The sequence below is a fragment of the Hahella sp. KA22 genome (genome assembly GCF_004135205.1).
In the GTDB taxonomy this organism is placed as follows: Bacteria; Pseudomonadota; Gammaproteobacteria; order Pseudomonadales; family Oleiphilaceae; genus Hahella.
On the sequence record NZ_CP035490.1, the window covers coordinates 3062049 to 3081197 of the forward strand.

At 54.9% G+C, this 19149-nt stretch carries 11 protein-coding genes; 6 read left to right on the plus strand and 5 right to left on the minus strand.

The features are described from left to right. Positions 1-34: 34 nt before the first annotated feature. A complete protein-coding gene (locus EUZ85_RS13725) occupies positions 35-853 on the minus strand; it encodes a TOBE domain-containing protein (RefSeq protein WP_127969826.1) in 819 nt (272 codons plus the stop codon). Positions 854-1225: 372 nt separating this feature from the next. Between EUZ85_RS13725 and tagH the strand changes: the two genes are divergently transcribed. Further along, complete coding sequence (gene tagH / locus EUZ85_RS13730) at positions 1226-2572, plus strand: type VI secretion system-associated FHA domain protein TagH (protein ID WP_127969827.1); 1347 nt, start codon at positions 1226-1228, stop codon at positions 2570-2572. Between the two features lie 241 nt (positions 2573-2813). Further along, positions 2814-4511 (plus strand): methyl-accepting chemotaxis protein, encoded by a 1698-nt coding sequence (locus EUZ85_RS13735; protein WP_127969828.1) that lies wholly within the window; start codon positions 2814-2816, stop codon positions 4509-4511. On the opposite strand, the gene EUZ85_RS13740 is transcribed toward EUZ85_RS13735, so the two are convergent. Then, positions 4498-6606 carry a diguanylate cyclase gene (locus EUZ85_RS13740; protein ID WP_127969829.1) on the minus strand — a complete coding sequence of 703 codons (2109 nt, stop codon included), beginning with the start codon at positions 6604-6606 and terminating at the stop codon, positions 4498-4500. The genes EUZ85_RS13735 and EUZ85_RS13740 overlap by 14 nt on opposite strands. Before the next feature lie 510 nt (positions 6607-7116). Here EUZ85_RS13740 and EUZ85_RS13745 point away from each other — a divergent pair. Then, entirely contained in the window at positions 7117-8373 is a 1257-nt protein-coding gene (locus EUZ85_RS13745) for an HD-GYP domain-containing protein (RefSeq protein WP_241567088.1), read from the plus strand. A 12-nt stretch (positions 8374-8385) separates the two neighbouring features. Here the strand turns inward: EUZ85_RS13745 and EUZ85_RS13750 are convergent, their stop codons facing one another. Further along, positions 8386-8787 carry a hypothetical protein gene (locus tag EUZ85_RS13750; protein WP_127969831.1) on the minus strand — a complete coding sequence of 134 codons (402 nt, stop codon included), beginning with the start codon at positions 8785-8787 and terminating at the stop codon, positions 8386-8388. A gap of 728 nt (positions 8788-9515) precedes the next feature. Continuing rightward, positions 9516-10229: a response regulator gene (locus EUZ85_RS13760; RefSeq protein ID WP_127969833.1), complete on the minus strand. Its 714-nt coding sequence runs from the start codon at positions 10227-10229 to the stop codon at positions 9516-9518. Between the two features lie 709 nt (positions 10230-10938). On the opposite strand from EUZ85_RS13760, the gene EUZ85_RS13765 reads away from it, so the two are divergent. Continuing rightward, positions 10939-13752 (plus strand): glycoside hydrolase family 9 protein, encoded by a 2814-nt coding sequence (locus EUZ85_RS13765; RefSeq protein WP_127969834.1) that lies wholly within the window; start codon positions 10939-10941, stop codon positions 13750-13752. 112 nt (positions 13753-13864) lie between these two features. Further along, positions 13865-16723, plus strand: a complete 2859-nt coding sequence (locus tag EUZ85_RS13770) for a glycoside hydrolase family 48 protein (RefSeq protein ID WP_127969835.1) — start codon at positions 13865-13867, stop codon at positions 16721-16723. Positions 16724-16865: 142 nt separating this feature from the next. Here EUZ85_RS13770 and EUZ85_RS13775 read toward each other — a convergent pair whose 3' ends face one another. Continuing rightward, entirely contained in the window at positions 16866-17873 is a 1008-nt protein-coding gene (locus EUZ85_RS13775; protein ID WP_127969836.1) for a LacI family DNA-binding transcriptional regulator, read from the minus strand. Between the two features lie 298 nt (positions 17874-18171). Here EUZ85_RS13775 and EUZ85_RS13780 point away from each other — a divergent pair, with 298 nt between their 5' ends. Further along, a complete protein-coding gene (locus tag EUZ85_RS13780; protein ID WP_127969837.1) occupies positions 18172-19092 on the plus strand; it encodes an ABC transporter substrate-binding protein in 921 nt (306 codons plus the stop codon). Positions 19093-19149: the final 57 nt, after the last annotated feature.

Sequence of the window (19149 nt, forward strand, 5' to 3'; positions counted from 1 at the left end):
CTGCTTTACAGGGCGGCGTTTTTGGCGGCGCGCCTCATTGATTGACCGCCAGAATGATATGGGACGCTTTAACGTAAGCCTGACAGGGCGCGCCTTCTGTGAGACCGAGCTCCTCCAGACTTTGTTCCGTAATGACGGCGGTCAGCGTCCGGTCACCGCTCAAACGCACGCGCACCTCCGCGTTCACCTGACCGTGTCGAATATCGCTGACGACGCCGCATAGCCGATTGCGTGCGCTGAGCCTGAGAGTGTCGTCCGTCGCCAGAATGACAAAGCTGGATTTGATGATCGCGGTTGCTGTGCGTCCTGGCGCCAGCCCCAGATCCTGAACCGAATCCTGGGTCACCACCGCCACCAGTTCCAGCCCGTCTCCCAGGTCCAGAGCGACTTCTGCATTCACCGCGCCGGACTGCACGCGACTGATTACTCCGCGAAACTGATTGCGTGCGCTGGTTTTCATCGCCATGGCCTGAAGCACTCCGTGAATATCGTCAAAATCGTCAATGTCCCGCTGTAATCGGCTTAATAAAGCGGAGTAGTGCGCCTCCATCGCCCGATAGGCGGAGACCAGTTTGCGGCCCTGGGGCGTCAGGCGCGCTCCGCCGCCATGCTTGCCGCCCGTGGCGCGTTCCACCACTGGACGCGGTGACAGATTATTCATGGCGTCCACCGCGTCCCAGGCGGTTTTGTAGCTGATTCCGGTCAACTTGGCCGCTTTGGTGATGGAGCCGGCGCTGCCGATATGCTCCAGCAAGGCGATGCGGGAGCCCCCTTGCACGCCCCGCACATTCTGGTTTAGCCAGAACTCACCGGCCAACTCCAAAACTTTGGCGCTGTCGCTATTTTCATTCATGATTTTTCATCTTTCGCTCATGGCTTTTCATCCATCGGACAAACTTTGTCCTGTTATCTATCGCGACAGGCTTAGAACCTGCCTCTCGCTGCTCGCCACTTGGCGGATGCATCCTGGCGTTTGGTTATAACTGCTGGCGTTGGTGGAAAGCAGGCGATCCTGATCTCAAAAAAGCGTTATATAGTATTCTATATAGCGTCGATGCGATCAACTGTCTTGTAAGCGGCGGCGCGGCATAGCGGGGAGGATAAACATTGCATGACCCTCTGACGACGCCGTAAACTTTGTGAAAAAAGAATGACTGATTTCACCATCGTTTGGCGCTTATACGCCTGATGTTTTGTCTAAAATTTAAGAACAGTGAAAAAGTAAATGGAACTCATCCTCAAAGTGACTAAATGTCCCCCCGGAAGCGACATGTCTGGGGTGACTGTTACCGTCGGCAAAGACGGCGCAACCATCGGGAGAGCGACCACGAACTCCCTGGTGCTGCCGGACGCCAACCGGTATGTATCCTCGGACCACGGACGGATCGAGTTCGACGGAAGTCGATACAGCTTTATCGATATCAGCACTAACGGCAGTTATCTGAATCATCTGGGGCATCCGCTTATCAAAGGCCACCCGGAGCCGCTTAAGAACGGCGACCGCCTGATGCTGGGGCAGTATGAGCTGAAGGTGGAACTGGCTGAACCCAGTGACGATCGTACGCAAATGTTTGCGCCTGACTCGGATATCGAGGCGACCCGGATTTCGTCGGATATTGCCTCTCAAACCGCCATGTCGGATTTGGATGACTGGATCGGTTCCGGCGAGGAGCCCTGGCCGGTCTACCAGCATGCGGCGAATACCACCGCCGTGCCTGTAGAACAGGTGGAGGCGGAGATGCAGGATGACCTGGAGCCGCAGAGCGAAGCGGGCATGGATGACGGCATCCTGGACGCGGAAATCATTGAAGACGTGGAAGCGCCGACGCTGGTGAATAACGCTGCGTCGCGAGATGCGGAGGCGGCGCCTGAAGACGAATTTGAACCCGCAGCGGAGCCAGCCGCAGAAGAAGCGGCCACGGCCCACGAACAGGATGAGCAGACCACGCAATTCAGCAAAAAGGACATGACTCCGGATTGGCTGACCCAGGCCCTCGGGATGATGACCCTGACGGAGGAAGCCCATAAGCAGGTGGTGGATAAATCCATGGACCTGCTGAGAGAGGCGGTGGAAGGCGTGCTCTCCACCTTGCGTGAAAAGCAGTCGTTGAAGAATGAATTGCGCATCAACCAGACCCAGATTCGCGTGGCGGAAAACAATCCTCTGAAGTTTTCACCGACTCCTGAGGTGGCGTTGGAAAATCTGTTGCTGAAGCAGGGGACTACTTATCTGTCCGCCGATGAAGCGATGAAAGAAGCGTTCGCCGATATTCGCGATCACCAGCGCGCGCTGTACAAATCCGTGCGCGGACTGTATACCCGGATCATCAAATCTCTCGATCCGGAGCAGATCGTCAAGCATATCGACAACAAGCATGGGCAGCCCTGGATTGGCGGCAATCATCGCAAATACTGGGATGAATACCTGAAAGCCTATAACAAGCTGCGCAAAGACGAAGAGCAGGCGTTTCAAGGTAAGTTCTCGGAAGACTTCGCCAACAGCTACGAGTTCTATTTCAACCAACTCAAGGCCCAGCGCAAAAACAACAAAGCGGACGATGACGACCTGTAAGGCGTCATTCCTCTATTTATCTCAAGGCGCTCGCAGTTGGGGCGCCGCCGTTCCGACAGGGTGGTCGGACGCACTCCCGCCTTCGTCTCTCTCTTAACTGTTCTATACTTCTTCAACATGAAGCGACCCCAAAGGGGCAATCACTCTCTCCTGCGGTATGCGCGGTATCGCAGTGCGTTGATCATACGAACTGTATGTGTTCCCCGGGGCGAGACCTTTAAAAAGAGAGGGAGAACACATCGTGAAGATTCGTCCGCTATTTCTGACCATTTTCGGCGTGATCATCGCCAGCACCTTGGCCAACTTTCTACTGGCGTTCTATTTGCGTTCGGAAGTGACCTCGTTGAAGCAGACGACGGAAACCCGGTACGCGTCCTACCAGCGGGCGGATGAATTACGGCAGAGTTCGGACGACCTGACCCGACTGGCGCGCACCTATGTAGTGACTGGTGATTCTAAATATAAGGAGATGTATCAAACGGTTCTCGATATTCGCAATGGCGTCAAACCCCGTCCAGAGGAATATCATCGTATTTACTGGGATCTGGTGTTGAATGCGGGGGATAAACCCAAGCCGGATGGCGATGTGATTTCTCTGCAAAAGATGATGGAGAATCTCGGCTTCTCGAAAAAAGAATTTGATCTGCTCAAACAGGCGCAGAAAAACTCAGACGGACTGGTGAATCTGGAAGTCGAGGCGATGAAGGCGGTGGAAAGCGGGAATCCGAAGCGGGCCATAGAGCTGATGCATGGTCAGGACTACCACAGTGAAAAAGCCAAAATCATGCGTCCTATCGATGAGTTTTTTAAAGCGCTGGAGGCGCGAACCAGTCAGCAGCTTTCCGGCATCCAGAATACGGTATCGGATATCATCCTGGCGCTGATCTGTTTTCTGATATTGCTGACCGTCGCCGCCATAATCGGTTATCTGGTTGTGCTCAAGAAGATCGAAAGGCCTGTGTTGAATCTGTACCGGTTAATTGGCGATGTAGAGAAAAACGCGGACTTAACCCTGCGCTCCGATTATGGCAGTCAGGATGAGATTGGCATGATGGCGAAGGGTTTTAACAGTCTCGTCGGGCGCTTTAGAGATATTCTCGGCGACGCGCGTTCGTTGATCAGCCACGTGGCGGACGATTCCTCCATCGTCGCACGCCTGACCGCCGATTCCAACGCCAGAATAGAGAGGCAGGCGAACGAAACGGATATGGTGGCCACGGCGATTACCGAAATGACCGCCGCCATGGAGGAGGTCGCCGCGTCCACCAATGAAGCCAAGACGTCCGTTGCGGAAGCGACGGAATATGCATCCACCGCCAACGGAGTGGGGCGGCAGTCCATCAACAATATGAAACGTTTGAAAACCTGCTTTGACGATGCTTCCGGGCAGGTCAATGCGCTGTCGCAAGAGTTTTCCCAGATTGAAAATGTCCTTCAGGTTATCAAAAGCATCGCCGAGCAGACTAATCTCCTGGCGCTTAATGCGGCGATTGAGGCGGCCCGCGCCGGTGAGCAGGGGCGCGGCTTCGCCGTGGTGGCGGACGAAGTGAGAACGCTGGCCAAACGTACACAGGAATCGACGGGAGAAATCGAATCCAACATCGCCAAACTGAGAGAAGGCATGGACAACACGGTGACCTCTATGAGTAACGGCATCGGAGAGGTGACCCGCAGCAGTGAATCAGTGGCGCAAACCATGACGTCGTTGGAGCAGATCGCCTCCAGCATAGACGCCATCAACAATCTGAGCCTGCAAATCGCTTCCGCGACGGAACAACAGTCGGCGACCATTGGCTCCATTGATCAAAGCGTTGGGGCGGTCAGAGACTTGGCGGAAGAAACCACTCAGGATCTGCGCGCCTTGGAGGAAAAGGCGAAATCATTAAGCCAGCTGACCCGTGGACTGCAGAGTAAGATTCAGGTCTTCAAGTTGCCTTGAGGGAGTTCATCGCCAATATCACAAAAGCATTGCGGCCCTGGCGTTTGGCCTGATACATCGCTTCATCCGCGCGTGCGACCAGCTTCTCCGGCGTTAAACTGCGGTTGCCCATCGCCACGGCGACGCCAATACTGGCGGTTACATGGATGTGTCGGCCGTCACTCAGTAAAACCGGTTCCTGCAGGGCCGTGTGAATTTTGTTAGCGATATAAGCCGCATCCTGCTTTGGGTGAGTGATGGTCTCCAGCACCGCCACGAATTCGTCGCCGGCGATGCGCGCGATACTATCGGTTTTACGCACAGTCATCATGAGTCGGTCCGCCGTGGCGCGGAGCAGGACGTCCCCCGCGTCGTGGCCATAGGTGTCGTTGATCGACTTGAAGTGGTCCAGGTCCAGAAACATGACCGCAATGCCGGTGCGGCTGCGTCCGGCTCGATCCACCGCCAGCTCCAGCAACGTTTTGAGACCTTGTCGGTTGAGGGCTCCCGTCAGATGGTCATGCTGCAGTTGCCAGCGTAGTCCTTTCTCATGCTCCTTATGCTCGGTGATGTCAGCAATCATGATGAAAAAGCCGCAGATGTCGCCATGGGTGTTGCTGTCCGGGATATAGTTGACTTCGTAGTGGCGCTGACGGTCGTCCACTACCTGGTGGATCTCGAAACTGACATATTGTCCCGCCAGCGCTTTCTGGATATGCGGATAGGCCTCTGAGTATCTGGCTGCTCCCAGAATCTCTGCGATTGTTCGACCATGCAAATCCTGGGGCTCCAGGCTAAGCCACTTTTTATAAACGGCGTTATTAAACTGATAGCGTTCCTGTCTGTCCGCATAGGCCACCAGCACGGGAAGGTTGTCAGTGATGGTTTTCAGCTTGCGCTCACTGGCCTCCAACACCTTCAGGGAGTCGCTGAGCTCCTGGGTGCGTTGATGAACCCGCTGCTCCAGCGATTGGTTCAAGCGCGTCAGCTCCTGCTCATGGGACGCGATGTCGTTCATCATGGCGCCCAAGGACGCGGCGAGGTTGACGCCTTCTCGATAAAATGCCTGTGGCGGCGGCGTCAACGCGCGTTCCTTGGCGAAACGCGCGGCGGATTGAGACAACAGGGACAGTGGCCTGGTGATCCATATCGAAGCGCGCCACACCAAGGCGATAAATACGACGCCGAACAGCAGCCCCCAAAGTAGTATCTCGCCCTGCAGACGCTGAATTTCCCCAAACGCTTCGTCTACACTCTGCCGGATCAGAATACGCCACTGAAAGTTTTTCAAATGTTCAAAGCCGCCGCTGACTATCAGGGCATTGAGAAATTCGCCTTCCCCGGGCCATGCGCTTACAAATGACGTTGGCTCTGTGCTATGAGTTGACGGCAGTTTGATGGGGAGCGAGGCTTGCGCCAGGGATGGCGGTCCCATAAGAACGGTTCCTTCGTCGTCAATAATCAACGCCTCTGCGGGACGCTGTTTTAAATGCGGCTGTAACGCCTGCAGACTGAGCTGCTCGGCCCAGTCCCAACTCAAATGAGCCCCCAGAACGCCCTGGACCTGTCCGTCAGCGGATTTGATAGGAATAGAAACATCCACAAACCGCCAGGGTTCTTCCCGGGTGGGCATCAGATTGGCGAGCAGCAATGCTTTGTGCACATCGCCGAAGTAAGGCGCGATTAGCCCATGCTGAAACCAGGGACGCGCGGATACATCCGCTCCCTCCAGCATTCCGCCTGCGCTTACCTGAACCTTGCCTTCCATATTGGCGTAACCAATCCATGCGTAAAGGGGAAATCTTTGCTTTAACTCGCTGAGCCAGACCCGCGCCAGTTTTTTGTTTTGCAGTAGTGGACCGTCAGGTGTGGTGATGGAGGCGGCGGTGGAAAGATCACGGTAGCGCTCGTAGAGACTGCGATCCAGCTTATCCGCCACTTGCTGGGCGAGAGCTTCGATTGCTGCGGACTGCTCCCGCACTTGTGTTTCCCGCGCCAGGCTACCTATGACCCCGGTAAGCAGAGCGGTGAGCGCGAGCATCAAACAGCCAAAAACCAGCGTTAAGCTTGCTTTTAGCGGCAGCGCCTTGATTTTGGTGCGGCCATTGCCAAGCATGTGATGGTGTCAGCAGTACTTTGTTTAAGCAAACTTTCTCATATGTCTTTGCTTTTCACCTCATGGAAGAGCGTTAAAAAATGCTCATATAACGCCGGCGACCAGCGCTCATTAGGTAAGCGGTGTTGTTTATAGCCTAGCCGCTAGTGGACTAAATACAACTATTAATCCGGCAGACAAATAGCCTCCTTCTATTTGTCTGCAACGACAGGGCCTGCACATGTCAGGCCCTGTCTTCCAAGGCTCGTAGCCGCGCTGGCGCAGCCTTGCGCCTGATTATTAGCATGCCAGGATCATTGTTATGTGAATAATCTGGTCGGCTATTGCGAGCATTCGCAGGACAGCCCGACAGACGGCTTTTTCTTATTCTCATAGGTCTTCGGTTCACTAGAATGGCCGGTTTTTCGCTTGTTGGCGTTTAGCGAGTCTGGGAGTATCTTTTGCTAGACTGAAATAAAGGGCAGCGCCGCGAAAAACCTTAATGAAGCCTATGAGAATCCCGTGTCATTGATGCCGCAGAGTAGCCGATCCCTCGTCAAAATTCCTGTGTCCGAACTTCAGGTGGGCATGTATGTGGCTCAACTGGACCGTCCCTGGGAGGAAACCCGGTTCGTTTACCAGGGATTCTTCATTTACGACTGGCGTGATATTCAGGAGCTGCAAACGCAGTGTGAATTCGTCTACGTGCAGTCGGAGACGGAAGTGGTGGAGGAAGAGAAAACCGTCACCGCGCCCAGCGGCAAGAAAATCCGCACCCGGGTGAAGAAAGAAAGGACCCGTTTGGTGCACAAAGTGCCCGCCTACCGTGAGCTGACCAAAGCGGCCAATTCCATGGGGCAGGCCAGGCAGACGATCCATGATGTGTTCCGCGCCGTGAAGCTGGGGCGGGATATCGATATGGAGGCGGTGACCGTCGCCGTGACGGATATCGTCGACAGCATCATGCGTAATCCTAACGCGCTGCAATGGCTGTCCCTGATCAAGGATAAGGATGATTACACCGCTGAGCATTGCCTGCGGGTCTGCGTGTTATCCATCATCATCGGACGGGAGATGGGGTTCAACGAGCCCGAAATGGTGGACATTGGCGTTTGCGGTATGTTGCACGACGTGGGCAAGGTCAAGGTGCCGGATGAAATCCTCAATAAGCCGGGCAGTCTGGACAAGGATGAGTTTGAGATCATGAAGCAGCACTCCCAGTACGGCCGGGATATTCTTATTTCGCTGTCTTCAGCGCCCAAGAGCGCCGTGGATGTCGCTTACAGCCACCATGAAAAAGTGGATGGAACCGGCTACCCGCGAGGTCTGTCGGCGCATCAGATCCCACTTAAGGCGAAAATCGTCGGCGTGGTGGACGCCTATGACGCGATGACTTCCGCCAGGGTCTATAAAGATCCCATGTCGGCGCTGGAGTCTTTACGCATTATTTATGACGTCAGAGGTAGGCACTTCGACCTGGAAGTGGCGGAGTTCTTCATCAAGACCATGGGAGTGTATCCGGCGGGACATATTGCGGAGCTCAACAGCGGCGAAGTGGGAATCATCGTGCGTTCTAACAATGAATATCGTCTTAAGCCGAAGATATTGCTGGTGCTGGATGAGAAAAAGCAACTGCGTAAAGAAACCATCCTCGACCTTTCCATTAACTGCCTGACCGATGCAGGCAAGCCGCTGCGCATCAAGGAAATTCATCCTAACGGAACCTTTGGCGTGCGGCTGGAAAATTACGTGAAGAAAGGATTGCGACTCGCCGAGTATGACGACTGAGCCGCATTGAGTTCAGGCGTTCTCCGCCTCGACTGTTTTCGCCTTCTTGAACTCCGCCGTCATCTGATGCCCTTTGAGCGCCGGGCCCGACAGCGCGCTCAACGCCAGTTTACCAATGAGAATGAGCGTCGCCGTCGCCAGGGCGTCGAGAAACCATATCATTGGCGTTGTCAGCCACGCTGTTTCAAATGCGGGCCTGTAAGCCTCGCCCAGCGTCGTCATTCCCACCAAGCCATGCAGCGCCAGTGCGATCCAGAACCCTGAACAGTAAGGGCAGCGCCAATCTTCGTAGAGTTTCGCCAGAGGGCCAGGCAGGCTCGCAATCATGCGATTAAACCAGGTTCCCCATTCCGGCAGCTTTTCCCATATCAGCAAATAAATACCTAATCCGACCAATGCAGCTGAAAAATCCATGACTTCACGTCCTCGATACTTCTCTGAAAGATGAATCAACAAATACAGGGCTTATGATGCGGGAGACACAGAAGGCCAGGTAGAGCGTCCCTTGGGGGAAAATCGGCTTATTTTTAGATTTTCAATAGCGAAACCTGAAATCCACGTCGATTCATCTGATTATATTAATGACAGGAATGCGATAGTTTTTCATCTGCATCAGTTTGCTGTTTGTAATATTTAAATGGCAGTTTACTTGAAATATATAAGTGGGGATTAATCCTCTCAATAATTAGGTAATTACCGGAATAAGTTCGTGGAAGATATGTTGAGAAATTCGCTTTTCATTCCTTCAACTGCATGAAAAATATGGTTTTTATGAAATATTGTTTTATCGGAAAGGTTTAACTTATTAATAAATAGTAATATCGTGAATTTATTGCTGGGAAGCGGGGTTGAGGCATAATCAGGAAATTGCCGATTAAACAAGCTGTTAATATAAATTAGAACATACAGGACTGCTTATGCCAGCTAACTTTACCTCAAGAGATTTACACTATAACGGCATAGATCGCCGGTCTGGGCCTCGGCGCACTAACGCCGATCGACGCAACAGCGTGCGTTTTGAACCGGGAAATCCGGACCGTCGCCAGATCGCTGGACGTCGCGCAGGCGAAATAGGCGGTTGGGCGAGGACCACGCTGTAATCATTCAGCATCAATCATCTTCACTGAGATTCCAGTGGCGGCTTATTGCGCCTCGTAGGTGATCAGCCGGTAGCCGACGCCCTGTTCCGTCACCAGAAAGCGGGGAGAGGAGGGGGCGTCGCCCAGTTTGTTTCTCAGTTTGGCCACCACGATGCGCAGGTAGTGCGTATCGTCTTTGTGCGTCGGCCCCCAGATTTCCGCCAGCAGTTGCTGTTGCGTCACCACATGGTCGGGCGTGGCGGCCAGTCGCGCCAATAAAGCATATTCTTTCTTGGACAGGTGAATGTCTTCACTGTTCAGAGTCACTGAACGCTTCACAAAATCGATGATCAGACCGGCGGAACGGTAGACGTTGACGGCAGGACGCAACGCAGCGGGTTCACGATCGCGCAGCAGCACTCTGATACGGGCGACGAACTCGCGAATGCCGAATGGCTTGGTGACATAGTCGTTGGCGCCGTTATCCAGCGCTTCTACTTTTTCCGTCTCCGAGGAACGTACGGACAGCACGAGCACGGGTATCCGACTGCTGCGTCGGAGCTGCTTCAGCGCCTCCTGGCCGTCCATGTCCGGCAGTCCCAGGTCGAGCACGATCGCGTCCGGCGCTTCTGTGGACGCCAGCATTAATCCTTCCGTGGCGTTGCCCGCCTGCAATACCTCATAGCCCTCCGAACGCAGACTGATGCGCAGGAAGCGCAGTATCTGCGGTTCATCGTCGATAACAAGAATACGCGGCTTGGTGGCGGTCAATGAAATGGGTCTCGTTGTTCAGTAAGAGTGTGAAAAATCGCAGGAGGATATAGTCCCGGATGCAAAAGCTCAACAAGCGTCAGTGTACCGGGCGGGCGCATTCACTCAAAGGACATAGTCTGACTTGCCTATGTTTTTTCCAGTATAGCTTTGCATAATGCAGTTAACTGGAAAACGATTTCATAAATTTAAGATCATCGCCGGATCATGTGAGCGATCTGGATAATTTGACGAGGGACGTCACCGGGTTGTCGTGGAGTGCGTCCAGGCGGCGCTGTGAAAAGGACGTCTGTATAGAAAAAGTGGCGATTCAGGTCTAGACCCAAAAACCGATACTTATTTAGGTGATTTCATATCATGATTGCCGGAAATGGAGACAAATAGCGCGACTTAGCACAGCGACGCCGGCTCTGATTGCCTCAAAAAAGAGCGTATTTCAGGTCATTTTTTACAAACCGGGTTTCGCAAACTAGACTGCTTTTATCATATAAGCCCACGCGAGCGCACAGCTTGCCGGCGCAGGTAAAAGAGTCGAATCAAAGCGTAAAAAAATTTTACGAATGATTGAAAACGTTTTCAAAAGTGATCAAAAAGAGATCAAAAAATAACCCTGGCTCTGTCAGGGGGATCATAAAAATAAAACGCGACCAACGTCCTGCCTGCGGTGAGCGATGCGACTGACGTGAATCGGAATGGCGAAGTAAGGAGAAAGCATATGAAAAAATTATCGGTATGGACCCTGTTAAGCGGATGCGCGCTGATGTCCGCTCAGGGGATGGCGCAGGAAAACTACGGCGAAGCCCTGCAGAAATCCATTTACTTCTATGAAGCCCAGCAGTCTGGCGCATTACCGTACTGGAATCGCGTTGAATGGCGGGATAATTCGGCGGTACAGGACGGCGCCGATGTTGGGCATGATCTCAGCGGCGGTTGGTATGACGCCGGCGATCACGTCAAATTCGGCTTTCCCATGGCGGCGTCGGCGACACTGCTGGCCTGGGGCGCGGTGGAGTACCGGGATGCATACGAGCAATCAGGGCAGTTGCAGCATATCCTTAATAACCTGCGTTTTGTCGCCGACTATTTCGTAAAAGCTCATACCGCGTCCAATGAGTTGTGGGGACAGGTCGGCAACGGCGGCGCGGATCACGCCTGGTGGGGCTCCGCCGAAGTCATGCCGATGGCGCGCCCATCCTATAAAATCGACGCCAGTTGTCCGGGCTCGGATCTGGCGGGGGAAACCGCCGCAGCGTTGGCGGCGATCGCCATGGTTTTCAAGCCGGTGGACAGCGCATACGCCAATACACTGCTGACCCACGCCAGCCAGTTGTACGAGTTCGCCAACACCTACCGCGGCAAATATTCCGATTGCATCACTGACGCCGGCAGTTACTACAAATCCTGGAGCGGTTATCAGGATGAGCTGGTCTGGTCCGCGCTCTGGTTATATCGCGCCACCGGCGAAGCCAGCTACCTGCAGCAGGCGAAACAGGAATATCAAAAGCTGGGCGGAGAAGGGCAACAAGACGTCAAAGCCTATAAATGGGGACACGCCTGGGACAACAAAGCCTACGGCTCCTATGTCCTGATGGCCCAGATCACCGGAGAAGCGGTCTATCAGGCGGATGCGGAGCGTTGGCTGGATTACTGGACGACCGGCTACAACGGCGAGCGGGTGAACTATACCCCGGGCGGACTGGCTTATCTGGATGTGTGGGGCGCCAACCGTTACGCCGCCAACACTGCCTTTATCGCCCTGGTTTACGCGGACTATCTGAACAACGCCGGCGTTAAGGCGGAGAAAGCGCAAGCCTATTACGATTTTGGCCGCAGTCAGATTGAATACCTGCTGGGAAACAATCCGGCGGGCGTCAGTTATCAAATTGGTTATGGCGCCAATTACCCCACCAACCCCCATCATCGTACGGCCCACGGAACCTGGACCAACAATCTGCGTACGCCGGAGCAGTCCCGTCATTTGCTGATTGGCGCCCTGGTGGGCGGTCCTGATAGCAACGACAACTACGCGGACGACCGTGGCGATTATGTCAAAAATGAGGTGGCCACGGACTACAATGCGGGCTTTACATCCGCCCTGGCGCGTCTCTATCTGGATTTTGGCGGCGACCCTATTCCCGACACTGCATTCCCTCCGGCGGAAGCAAAAGACGAAGAGTTTTATGTCGAAGCCAAGTTGAATTCCAGTGGTCCCCGTTATGTGGAGATCGCCGCGCAGGTGCATAACCACAGCGCATGGCCGGCGCGGGGCAGCGAACAGTTGCGCTTCCGCTATTGGGTCGACCTTTCCGACGAATTCGCCGCCGGTTATGGGCTGCAGGATATCAAAGTCACCACCGCCTATAGTCAGGCGACGGAAGTGAGCGGCCTGCAATCCTGGGGCGATCCAGGCGATCATATTTACTACGTCGACGCTTCTTTCCAGGGCGTGAATATCTATCCTGGCGGTCAGTCCGAGTCCCGCAGGGAAGTGCAGTTCAGAATTTCCCTGCCGACCAATAGCAACGCCAGTGAGTGGGGCAACGAAGGCGATCCGTCCTGGGACGGCTATGACGGCGCTTACAAAAAGGCGAGCAAAATCGCTCTGTATGACGGCGCGGAACTGGTCTGGGGCGAAGAGCCCGGCGCAGGCTGCGGCGGCGACTCTGGCGTCAATTGCCTGCCGCAGGCGCAATCATTAAGCGTGAATACGAACAAGGACGAGGGGGTTGACATCGTCTTACATGGCGAAGACAGCGACGGCTCCATCGTCGCCTATGAATACACGCAACCCGCGCATGGCGCCGTGACGGGAGCGGGTCCAGCGGTCACTTACATGCCTCATGCCGGATATCACGGCCTGGACGCCTTCACCTACACCGTGCTGGACAATGACGGCGGACGCTCGCCGCAGGCGCAGGTCGACATTAATGTCGAAGCGCCGGACCTGCCAGCGTTAGAGATCACTGATCCTGCTGACGGATTCGAAGTGAGTCCGGGTCAATCCTTCACCGTGCGCTATCGCCTGGATAACGCCGCGGGCGTGCGCTTGTATCTCAATGACGTAGTCGCCGGGGCAGGGGGCGCGTCAGGTGTAATTGAGGTCGCAGCGCCAACAGCGGAAGGAGATTACACCCTGAAGCTGATCGCGCTGTCCTCCGATGGCCAGGAAATCGACGACGCTTCTGACGCGATCCTCATTAAGGTCGCCGAGCCGGACGCAGGCGGGGATATTTCCTGCAGCGTCGGCGGGCTGAATGTCTGGAATACCGGTTATGTGCTGGGCGACGTTAAAGTCGTCAATAACGGATCGTCTTCTATCAACGGGTGGGAAGCCGTTCTCACCTTTGATGAACCCACTTCCATCGTGAACCTGTGGAACGGGGCCTACACGCTGTCTGCGGACGGTAAAACCCTTACCGTGAAAAATATGCCTTACAACGGTTCATTAGGGCCCGGCGCAGCGACCAGCTTCGGCCTGCAGGGCGTTCATGACGGAAGTTTCTCACCGCCAACCTGCACCGCCAGATAACTTGGCAAATTCGCCAAACTCCGACCGGAAGCGGTTCCAGCCTGCTGGATTCCGGTTGGTGGCCAGCGACATCTGAGCGAGTGTGAATTAATAAAATCTATGGAGTCAAAACATGGACTTAACGTTCAAGAAAAGACCATTGAAGGGGATGCTGCTGCCTATCGCCGCAGCGGTCAGTTTCGCCACTTTCTGTTCTCACGCCCAGGCCAGCGCGGAAGAATATAATGAGCGCTTTATGGAGATGTGGAACAAAATCCACGATCCGGCCAACGGCTACTTCAGCGCTGACGGCGGTCCCTACCATTCGGTAGAGACGCTTATCGTCGAGGCGCCGGACCATGGCCATGAGTCCACCAGTGAAGCCTATTCTTACTTTCTGTTGCTGGAAGCCTACTACGGTAAAGTGACTGGCGACTGGAGCAAGCTGCGCAACGCCTGGGAAAAAATGGAAGAGCAGATCATTCCCACCCATGACATGCAGCCGACCAACAATTTTTATAATCCGTCCAAGCCCGCGGCCTATGCGGCGGAACATCCGCTGCCCTCCGGTTATCCGAGCCAGCTGGAGTTCGGCGTTCCCGTCGGCGAAGACCCGATCTCCGCCAAACTGGCGCAAACCTACGGCACCTGGGATGTCTACGGCATGCACTGGCTGTTGGATATGGACAATATCTACGGCTACGGCAACCTGGGCGATGGCGTCAGCACGCCTTCCTACATCAACACCTTCCAGCGCGGCGAACAGGAGTCCGTGTGGGAAACCGTCACTCATCCTTCCTGGGAGAGCTTCAAGTGGGGCGGTCCTAACGGTTTCCTGCCGTTGTTCACCAAGGATAACAACTACTCCAAACAATGGCGTTACACCAACGCTCCGGACGCCGACGCCCGCGCGGTGCAGGTGATGTACTGGGCGTATCAGTGGATCAAGGAGCAGGGCAAAGATCCAGAACAGGAAATTCCCGGTCTGGTGGCGAAAGCGGCCAAAATGGGGGATTACTTGCGTCTCGCCATGTTCGATAAATACTTCAAGAAAATGGGAACCCAGGACAAGAACGCCCAAGGCGGTCGTGGCTACGAGAGCGCGCACTATCTGATGTCCTGGTATTACGCCTGGGGCGGAGCGGCGGACCCTAACGCGGGCTGGGCGTTCCGCATCGGCAGCAGTCATGTGCACTTCGGTTATCAGAATCCCATCGCCGCCATGGCGCTGTCGGAATTCGACCCAATGAAACCGAAAACCCCTGGCGCCACGGATGACTGGGCCACTGGCCTGAAGCGCTCCATGGAGTTCTATACCTGGCTGCAATCCGCAGAGGGCGGCATCGCCGGCGGCGCCACCAACAGCTGGGACGGCTCCTACAATCCCCATCCTCAGGATCGCGCCGACGCTACGTTTTACGGCATGGTGTACGACGAAAACCCGGTGTATCACGATCCAGGCAGCGGTACCTGGTTTGGCTGGCAGGCGTGGTCCATGCAGCGCGTGGCGGAATACTATTACCTGAAAGGAGATGCGCAGGCCAAGCAGTTGATGGACAAATGGGTTCCCTGGGTGCTGAGCAACATCAACTGGCTGGAAGACGGCTCCTTTGAAATTCCCGCCACATTGGAGTGGACTGGTAAACCGGAAAAATGGGACCCGGCCAACCCGAAAGCCAACGCCAATCTTCACGTGAGCGTGGTGGATCATGGTCAGGACCTGGGCGTCGCGGCGGGCGTAGCCAAGGCGTTAATGTTCTATGCGGCGGCGGCGGATAAATACGATACGCCTCAGAGCGAGGCCAAAGAGGCGTCCAAAAAATTACTCGACGCCATGTGGACGCACTTCCAGACGTCAAAAGGACTGGCGGCGCCGGAAAAACGCGGCGATTACGCGCGTTTCTTTGACAAAGTCTACGTGCCTGGCGAGTTCAACGGCTCCATGGCTAACGGCGACGCCATCAACAGTGAATCCACCTTCCTGAGCATGCGCTCGTTCTATCTGAACGATCCTATGTTCAAGCAGGTGGAGGATGCGCTGAACTCCGGTGAAGATCCCGTGTTCACCTATCATCGGTTCTGGGCGCAAACGGAAGCGGCGACCGCCTACGCCAATTATGCGTCCCTGTTCGAAGCGGACAATCCCTGTGATGACGGCTGCGCGCCGACGGCCCAACCGCTGTCAGTCTCCACCCGCATCAACAAGGCGGTTTCCATCACGCTGAAAGGAACGGATAGCGACGGAACCATCGTCGGTTACTCCGTCAGCAAGCCGCCTCAGCATGGAACCCTGTCCGGCTCGGGCGCCAATCTGACCTATCAGCCCGAAGCAGGTTTCAGCGGAAGCGATGCATTCGAGTACACCGTCACCGACAACAGTGGAGACGTCTCCGCTCCGGCCAAGGTCAGCATCGATGTCGCGGAAGCTTCTATCAGTCTGACTTCTCCGGCAGACGGTTCTGAGTTTGAAACCGGCGCTATCGTCACGATCAAAGTCAACAAGGAAGCGGGCCTGCAGGCGCAGGTCATACTGAACGGGGAAGTCGCGGCGACTATCTCTGGCGACAGCGATTCCGCCCCGGTGACTTTGCCGGGCGGCGAAGGCTCACACAGTCTGTTGGCGAAACTGTTGGATGAAGACGGCGCAGTCATCGCCACCTCCAACAGCGTCAGCGTGAAAACCAAGAAAGCCCCGTCCGGCGATGGCCTGACCTGCTCCGTGCGCGAAGACGTGTGGAACAGTGGATTTGTCGCCCACATAACACTGACCAATAACACCAGTGAAGTGATCAACGGATGGACAGTGAACATCCCGCTGGGCGCCACGGATCAATACACCAACGGCTGGAGCGCGCAATACAGCGTCAACGGTTCGGTGCTGAAAGCCTCCAACATGAGCTGGAACGGGACATTGCAGCCTGGCGCCTCCACCAGCATCGGCTTTCAGGGAACCCATGGCGGCGATCATGCGCCGATTAAGTGCACAGAGTAATCAGGGAATATTAGAGCGACCTATTACGCCTATCGCGTCGACTGACCATTAGGTGTTGATAGCCCTTTTGGGGGACGGCAACGTCCCCTTTTTTTGGCTTCGATCTGGCGCTATATGTCTTTTGGCAGCGAGCCGGTTTGTTTCAGACCGCCCCCCGCAAATCACCATCGATAATAATATCGCTGCCTTCAAAACCAGGATTCTCAATACTATCCAGCAGCATGTTGATGGCGGAATGGCCCATCTGATAAGTGTCGTGATGTACGCAGGGAATATTGAAATCGAAAATGTCCGCATAGGGCGCCTCATCGATGCTGAACACGGCGGGATTGTGGCGCTTGTTCCCCAGTTTACGCAGCGCTTTAAGCGCGCCCAGAGTAATCAGGATGTTGAGACCGAACACCGCATCGGGAGCCTGCTTATGTTGCTTGAAGTAGGCGGTGGCGTTTTCAAACGCGGGCTGCATAGTGTAGTCGCCGTATAGCACTTCCAGCCGGGTAGGCTCTTTGCATTCAGCCAGGGCTTTTTTCAGGCCTTCAAGACGCAGTTTGGAGATATTGGACTGCTCTGGACCCGCCAGCGCGAGGATATGGCGATGACCCTGTTCCAATACATAACGGCCGCCTTTATAGCCGCTCGCAAGATTATCCAGATACACGCCAGGGAAGGGCGCTCCCGGTAAACGACGGTCCACCTGCACCACCGGAATATTGGCGTGAATCAGTTGCTCCAGGTATTGCGGATGGTATTCGTCATAGTCGGACACGACGGACAGGATGATGCCGTCCACCTGGTAGCTGAGCATGGTCTCCATGGCTTTGTTCTCCAGCTCGGGAGAACCGTCAGTATCGAACAGCATGATGGAATAGTTGCGCTTTTTGGCGGCGCGGGAGATGGCCTTGATCATCTCGCTGTAGAACGGGTTGTCCAGGCTGGCGGTGATGATGCCGATCAGCCGGCTTTTGCTGCCTTTCAGATTGCGGGCGAAGGCGTTGGGGACGTAATTCAGCTCCCGCGCGACCTCCAGAATCCGGTCCAGGGTCTCTTTCTTCACCAGCTCCGGCTTATTTAACGCCCGGGATACGGTGATGGTGGTCATGTTCACCCGGCGGGCGATATCGGTGATCGTTACTTTACTCTTTTTGGGCATGATGCCTCTCAAACGCCTTGTCGGTAGGGGATTCGACGGTCCCGGAATGTGTGTCGCGACGTGCTTGTTGCAATGGAAAATTCGCTATGATAGCTTAATGTTAACGTTAACATTCTCTCAATGCGAGGGATTGTTGCAAAAGATGATATTTATTCTATATAGATGTCAACGTTAGCGTTCCCGTAGACGGAGGCTGGCTCCGGCTCCCATCTACGGGTTTGTTCGACGTGAAAATGTTAACGTTAACATTTGGCGTAGAAGCCGCTTCTAACCACTAAAAATAACTAAAGGTTGAGTCATGTTGAAAATAAGTAAAACCCTTAAGTCCCTAGTCGCCGGTATCGCTTGCAGTTTGGGCCTGGCATCGCCAGCCGGAGCTGAACAATTGAAGATCGGCATGTCTTTTCAGGAACTGAACAACGCATACTTCGTCACCATGAAGAATGCGTTGGAAGAAGCGGCCAAGGATATTGGCGCAGAAGTCTACATCACCGACGCCCATCACGACGTTTCCAAACAAATTAATGACGTAGAAGACATGCTGCAGAAAGGCGTGGACATTCTATTGCTTAACCCCACTGACTCCGTCGGCGTGCAATCCGCTGTGGTGTCCGCCAAGAAAGCGGGCGTCATTACCGTCGCTATCGACGCTGAAGCGGAAGGCCCCATCGATTCTTTCGTCGGCTCCAAGAACTACACCGCCGGCTACATGGCCGGTAAATACCTTGGCGAACAATTGGGCGGCAAAGGCGAGGTGGCTATTCTCGACGGCATTCCCGTCGTGCCTATCCTTGAGCGCGTACGCGGATTCAGCGACGCCATGCTGGAGTTCCCCGACATCAAAGTGGTCGGCAAACAAAACGGCAAGCAGGAGCGCGACGTCGCCATGAATGTGACGGAGAATATGCTGCAGGCCAATCCCGGCCTGGACGGCGTATTCAGCGTTAATGACACCGGCGCTTTGGGCGCGTTGACCGCCATCGAAGCCAGCGGTATGGACGTCAAGCTGGTCAGCGTGGACGGTCACCCTGAAGCCATCAAAGCCATGCTGAAACCTAACTCCAAATTTATCGCCACCTCGGCGCAATTCCCCCGCGACCAGATTCGTCTGGGACTGGCTATCGCACTGGTTAAGCACTGGGGCTCGGAAATCCCCGCCTCTATGCCGGTGGACGTGAAGCTGATCGACAAAGCCGCCGCCGCTAATTTCAGCTGGTAGGCGTTAATCCGTTTTCTGTATCTGGGAGTCTGTCGACGCGGGCCTGCCGCCGACACA

Excerpts from the sequence above, each read along its gene's own strand:
- EUZ85_RS13725 (WP_127969826.1), bottom strand. The coding sequence starts at position 853 with ATGAATGAAAATAGCGACAGCGCCAAAGTTTTGGAGTTGGCCGGTGAG.
- tagH (WP_127969827.1), top strand. The coding sequence starts at position 1,226 with ATGGAACTCATCCTCAAAGTGACTAAATGTCCCCCCGGAAGCGACATG.
- EUZ85_RS13740 (WP_127969829.1), bottom strand. The coding sequence starts at position 6,606 with ATGCTTGGCAATGGCCGCACCAAAATCAAGGCGCTGCCGCTAAAAGCA.
- EUZ85_RS13745 (WP_241567088.1), top strand. The coding sequence starts at position 7,117 with ATGCCGCAGAGTAGCCGATCCCTCGTCAAAATTCCTGTGTCCGAACTT.
- EUZ85_RS13750 (WP_127969831.1), bottom strand. The coding sequence starts at position 8,787 with ATGGATTTTTCAGCTGCATTGGTCGGATTAGGTATTTATTTGCTGATA.
- EUZ85_RS13765 (WP_127969834.1), top strand. The coding sequence starts at position 10,939 with ATGAAAAAATTATCGGTATGGACCCTGTTAAGCGGATGCGCGCTGATG.
- EUZ85_RS13770 (WP_127969835.1), top strand. The coding sequence starts at position 13,865 with ATGGACTTAACGTTCAAGAAAAGACCATTGAAGGGGATGCTGCTGCCT.
- EUZ85_RS13775 (WP_127969836.1), bottom strand. The coding sequence starts at position 17,873 with ATGCCCAAAAAGAGTAAAGTAACGATCACCGATATCGCCCGCCGGGTG.
- EUZ85_RS13780 (WP_127969837.1), top strand. The coding sequence starts at position 18,172 with ATGTTGAAAATAAGTAAAACCCTTAAGTCCCTAGTCGCCGGTATCGCT.